A 4,495-nucleotide genomic window follows, 5' to 3' on the forward strand; every position below is an offset into this window, starting at 1 on the left:
TCCCCCCCCCCCCCCCCCCCCCCCGCCCCCTCCGCCGCCCCCCCCCCGGCGGGGCCCGGGGGGGCGGCGGGGGGGGGGGGGGGCGGCCCCCCGCGTGTGGATATTTAATCGTTCGCCGTACAAAGACGGGGATGAACGACCCAATGGGAGGGGGGCTTGCAACTTCGAATGTCGCCGAGCGAGGCGTGTCTGTTCCGCAGCTTTGTATCATGCACGACGTCATATCTTGAGTTTGGCGCCGGCGGGAGTACCGTCTTCGCCGCCTCTCACGTAAAGGGGCCCGTTTATTCGATCGAGTCAGACGCTGAGTGGATCGCCAAGGTCCGGTCCCTCACCGAGGAATCAAAGCACAAGCGGGCCTTCATTTTGGCCGATGTGGGTGAGACCAAAGAATGGGGCTACCCTGTATATCCCCATGGTGAAGTGAACTATTTAAACTATCACGCTGAGCCATGGGGCCAGTTAGACGAGTCTGTAGACTTTTATTTCATAGATGGCCGATTCAGAGTTTCCTGTTTTTGTCAGTCTCTTTTGCGATCTAACGACCGATCATTCATTGCAATACATGATTACCGATCTCGAAGGCCATATCATGTCATCGAATCGCTAACAGAGTTGGTTGCGGAATCGGAAGATCTGTCGATTTTTCGCCGAAGGCAGGGGGTTTTCGACACCCAAATCAACGCTGTTTTAGACGAATACAAGTTCAATCCTGTTTGAGTCAGATAGGTTGCTTATGACGGACATATCAATCTTAATCCCTACATACAAGCGAACCGCTTCGCTCAACCGGTTACTTGAATCTATTACAGGCACAACGTCGGCAGTAGATATTGTCGTTTGTGATGACGAAAACTCCGACAGCACCAAGGAAGTTGCGCTTCGGAACGGTGCTTATTATATAACCGGTGAAAATAAGGGAGTGTGCTGGAATAAAAACCGAGGCCTATATTTTATTGCAAACACCCTCAAGTCAAACAGGTATCTTATAATCGAGGACGACTGCCAAGTTGATAAGGTTGACTGGCTCGATTCGTGGGTGACCGCAATCGATACAGTTGGACATATTAATTATGCGCATCCGGTTACGATTATGTCTAGATCGGAATTTCTCGTTTCTGGCTCAGGGCAGCCTTCAGATCCATACCTTACCACGATGCTGACGGGTCAATGTACCGGCGGGACGTCTAAGAGCTTGGCGGAGGCTGGATATCTCAGTTCGCTCTTTCGAGGCTATGGCCACGGGCACGTAGAATGGACCCTTAGGAATATTGACACAGGACACGGTGGTGGCCACAAAGAGGGTGGTAATTATCATTTTTTTGGCATCAATTATGGCATTGTGGATCATATGTTGCCTACATTTAAAGACCAAAGCTCGATAGATGCAAATTTTGCAGTACTTCGGGATCTGAGGAAATCAAAGAAGGCGGGAATTTCACCTTGGGAAACAGAGGAGGAGTCGGTTGAATTTCTTGCCGAGCAGAATAATACTCTGGCGCCGCCGGTCAAATGATGAGTGGAGTGCGGAATGCTCTCGGCGACAGTCAAGATATCTGATGTGGTTACGGAGGCTGCGTGATCTGATCCCCGAAAGCGTGGCCTTTTGACGCTGGAGTTTTTTGCGCCAAGATCCCTAGTGGATTGACCGATACGGAAGAGTCCGTTGGAGGATTCCGTTTGGCGCCGGCCTGTGCTTGTCTGGCGCATGCGCAACGGGATCACGTTCACCCTCGGCGAGGCGGACCAGCAGCGGCTTGACGCCCTGGTCGCGGATCGCAACACCCCGCAGAAGCACGTCTGGCGCGCCCGGATCGTGCTCATGAGTGCCGACGGCGTCGGCACCCACGCCATCATGGCAGAAACCGGCACGGTGAAGACCACCGTCTGGCGCTGGCAGGCCCGCCTCATGGCGGAAGGCGTCGACGGGCTGCTGCGCGACAAGACGCGGCCTCCGGGCAAGGCTCCTGTGGCGGAAGACAGGGCCTCGGCCGTGATCGCTATGACACTGAAGCCGCCGCCCCATGAGGCCACCCACTGGACCATGCGGGCCATGGCCAAGGTCGCGGGACTGGCGGTCTCCACAGTGCAGAAGATCTGGAAGGCCCATGGCCTGGCCCCGCATCGCTGGCGGCAGTTCAAGCTCTCCAACGATCCCGCCTTTGCCGAGAAGCTCAACGACGTGGTCGGGCTCTATGTCAGCCCGCCGGCTCATGCCCTGGTGCTGAGCCTCGACGAGAAATCGCAGATCCAGGCGCTCGACCGCACCCAGCCCGGACTGCCGCTGAAGAAGGGCCGCGGCGCCACCCTGACCCACGACTACAAGCGCCATGGCACCACCACCCTGTTCGCCGGCTTGCCCATCTTCGATATGCCGCCGAGCACCTGCTTGCCACCACTGGAATTCTGCTTCGGCACCAGCCCGAGCCAGGCGGCGAAATCCCGGCCGCGCTTGAATGTCGCCATTGCCGGTGCAAACGCTTCGATGGCCGTGGCCGTCACGGGCCCTATGCCGGGCATGGTCATCAGCCGGGACGTGGTCGCTACTTGCGCAGCTTCATCCCGAAGTGCCTTCTCGAGCGTGGCGATCCTCAGCGACAAGAGCTCTATCTGTTTCAGATAGAGCCGAGCGGTTTCCACGACCAGCAGGTCGAGGCCGGACGCCGTGTCTTCAACGATGTCGGCAAGGGCCTTCACGTTCAGCACGCCCTGTGGCGCGATAACGCCGTGCTCAGCGAGGTGCCCGCGCAAGGCATTGATCAACTGGGTGCGTTGGCGGACGAACAGATCCCGTGTCCGGAAAACCATGGTACCGGCCTGCTGCGCGGTAACCGTCCGGTGTGGCTTTCGATTACCCACATTTTCGTCGAGTTCCGATGGCGATGCCGAGGGCAATGTCATTGAGGCGCGACAGACCCCGCCAGACAACAACATTTCCCGGTGGCGGATCGTGGTTACGAGCAAGGTAACCGCCAAGCATAGCGATCTGGATCAAATAGGTGGCGAAGGTCCTGCGCAGGATGCGAGGCTTGGCACGCGCTGCGTCGATGCTCTCGAGTGTCGCGATTTCGGCTGGGGTGAGGACCGTTTCCGGCTCAGCCTCGGGCTTCGCTCGTGCGGACATGGTGAGGAAGAAGATCCGCCAACTGATGACCGCGATGAGAGCGAGGAACTTCGCCAGCCGCTCGGCGGTCTCGAGCCGGGACTCCTCGGCGCGGCAGCCGGACTTCATCACCTTGTGGAACACCTCCGCCTTCCAGCGCAAGGCGTACCATTCGAGCTTCTCGACGGCGGCGGCGAGATCGCCGACCGGCAGATTGGTCACCAGCTTCCAGTCGATCGGCGGACGATCCGCCGGCGGGTCGATCGCAAGGGCTTGGATGTAGGTGAGAAGCTGAGGACTGTATCGCTTCTGCTTGCCAACGGGCGGCAAGGTCTCGATAGCGGCAAACTTCACATGCACGCACGCCGTCTCGTCCTGGCCGATCCTGACGCAATGGCGTCCCGTCCAGGGCGCAGCCGCGAGCTGGGCGAAGACGCGATGCGCCCCGTGCTCCGGTTCAGCGTCGGCGGGCGCCGCGGCCAACCGATTGGTCTGCACCCGCACCAGAAAGCGCGTACCGAGATCCTGTGCGAGGCAGAAAAGTTCGTAGATGTCGCTCTCACGGTCGGCCACATGCACGCAGCGTTCCGGCGCACCGACGAGCGCCATCGACTGGCGCAGGTTCTCCAGCCAGCGATAGCTTTCTTTCTCCTCGATCGGCACGCGCGTGGGATTGACGTGCCGCTTGAGTGCGAGCGTTCCCTTGAACTTTGTGCGTGTCCAGAATTTCGCCGCCGTCAGCCCGAGCGGCGTGCCCTTCACGGTCACCGCCAGGCTCGAATGCATCAGCATCCCACACAAGGTCACGACATTGGGCTGGCCCGCCTTATAATGCCCAGCATTGATGGTCTTGGTGAAGCCGATCTTGCCCGGCCGCGCGCGGTTGTAGATGAACTCGGTCGTGTCCTGCAGGATGAGGATCGGTTCCTCGCTCGCCGCGCAGCGCATGGCGGTCGCTGCGAAATGGCCGGCCAGCACCCCATGCTCGGTGACGCGCGGGTTGTCGAAGAACCGATAGGCCGCCTTCGTCGCCGCCCAGTCGCCGCATGCTGCCGGGACGGGCTGGCCGGGCGATGCCGACATCTGATCGAGCAGGCGTTGCAACCGGCGCGCCAGGCGTTTGTCCGGCAGTCCTGCCGAGGCGACTTCAGCTTCATGCCAGCCTACCCCGCCGGCCTCCATGTCTCCGCTCATCCGTGACGCCTCCGCGATTCGGCGTCACAGACAGAATCACGGATGATTCAACGGGAGCAAATCGCGCCCAAGGAGATGTGGGTAATCGAAAGCTTCACCGGAGGGTTACGCTGCGCGGTCGTCTTGGCTACCACGAAACGCACCGTCGGCCTGCCGGCCGCCTCCGCAATCGCTTCGGCATCGGCCGCGTCGTTCTTC

2 protein-coding genes and 2 pseudogenes are annotated in these 4,495 nt (G+C 59.8%); 2 read left to right on the forward strand and 2 right to left on the reverse strand.

The window, feature by feature from the left end; translation table 11 throughout:
• Positions 1-736: 736 nt before the first annotated feature.
• Both OJJ21_RS06385 and OJJ21_RS06390 read left to right on the forward strand, forming a co-directional pair.
• The gene (locus OJJ21_RS06385; RefSeq protein WP_297684299.1) at positions 737-1,516 is read left to right on the forward strand and encodes a glycosyltransferase; all 780 of its coding nucleotides are present in this window, start codon (positions 737-739) and stop codon (positions 1,514-1,516) included.
• A 192-nt stretch (positions 1,517-1,708) separates the two neighbouring features.
• Positions 1,709-2,353: pseudogene (locus OJJ21_RS06390) on the forward strand (IS630 family transposase); the annotation flags it as partial.
• A 2-nt stretch (positions 2,354-2,355) separates the two neighbouring features.
• Here OJJ21_RS06390 and OJJ21_RS06395 read toward each other — a convergent pair.
• Both OJJ21_RS06395 and OJJ21_RS06400 read right to left on the reverse strand, forming a co-directional pair.
• Positions 2,356-2,826, reverse strand: a pseudogene (locus OJJ21_RS06395) (transposase); the annotation flags it as partial.
• Positions 2,827-2,851: 25 nt separating this feature from the next.
• Positions 2,852-4,297: an IS4 family transposase gene (locus OJJ21_RS06400; protein WP_297684301.1), complete on the reverse strand. Its 1,446-nt coding sequence runs from the start codon at positions 4,295-4,297 to the stop codon at positions 2,852-2,854.
• Positions 4,298-4,495: the final 198 nt, after the last annotated feature.

The sequence above is a fragment of the Ferrovibrio sp. genome (genome assembly GCF_025869515.1).
Lineage (GTDB): Bacteria > Pseudomonadota > Alphaproteobacteria > Ferrovibrionales > Ferrovibrionaceae > Ferrovibrio.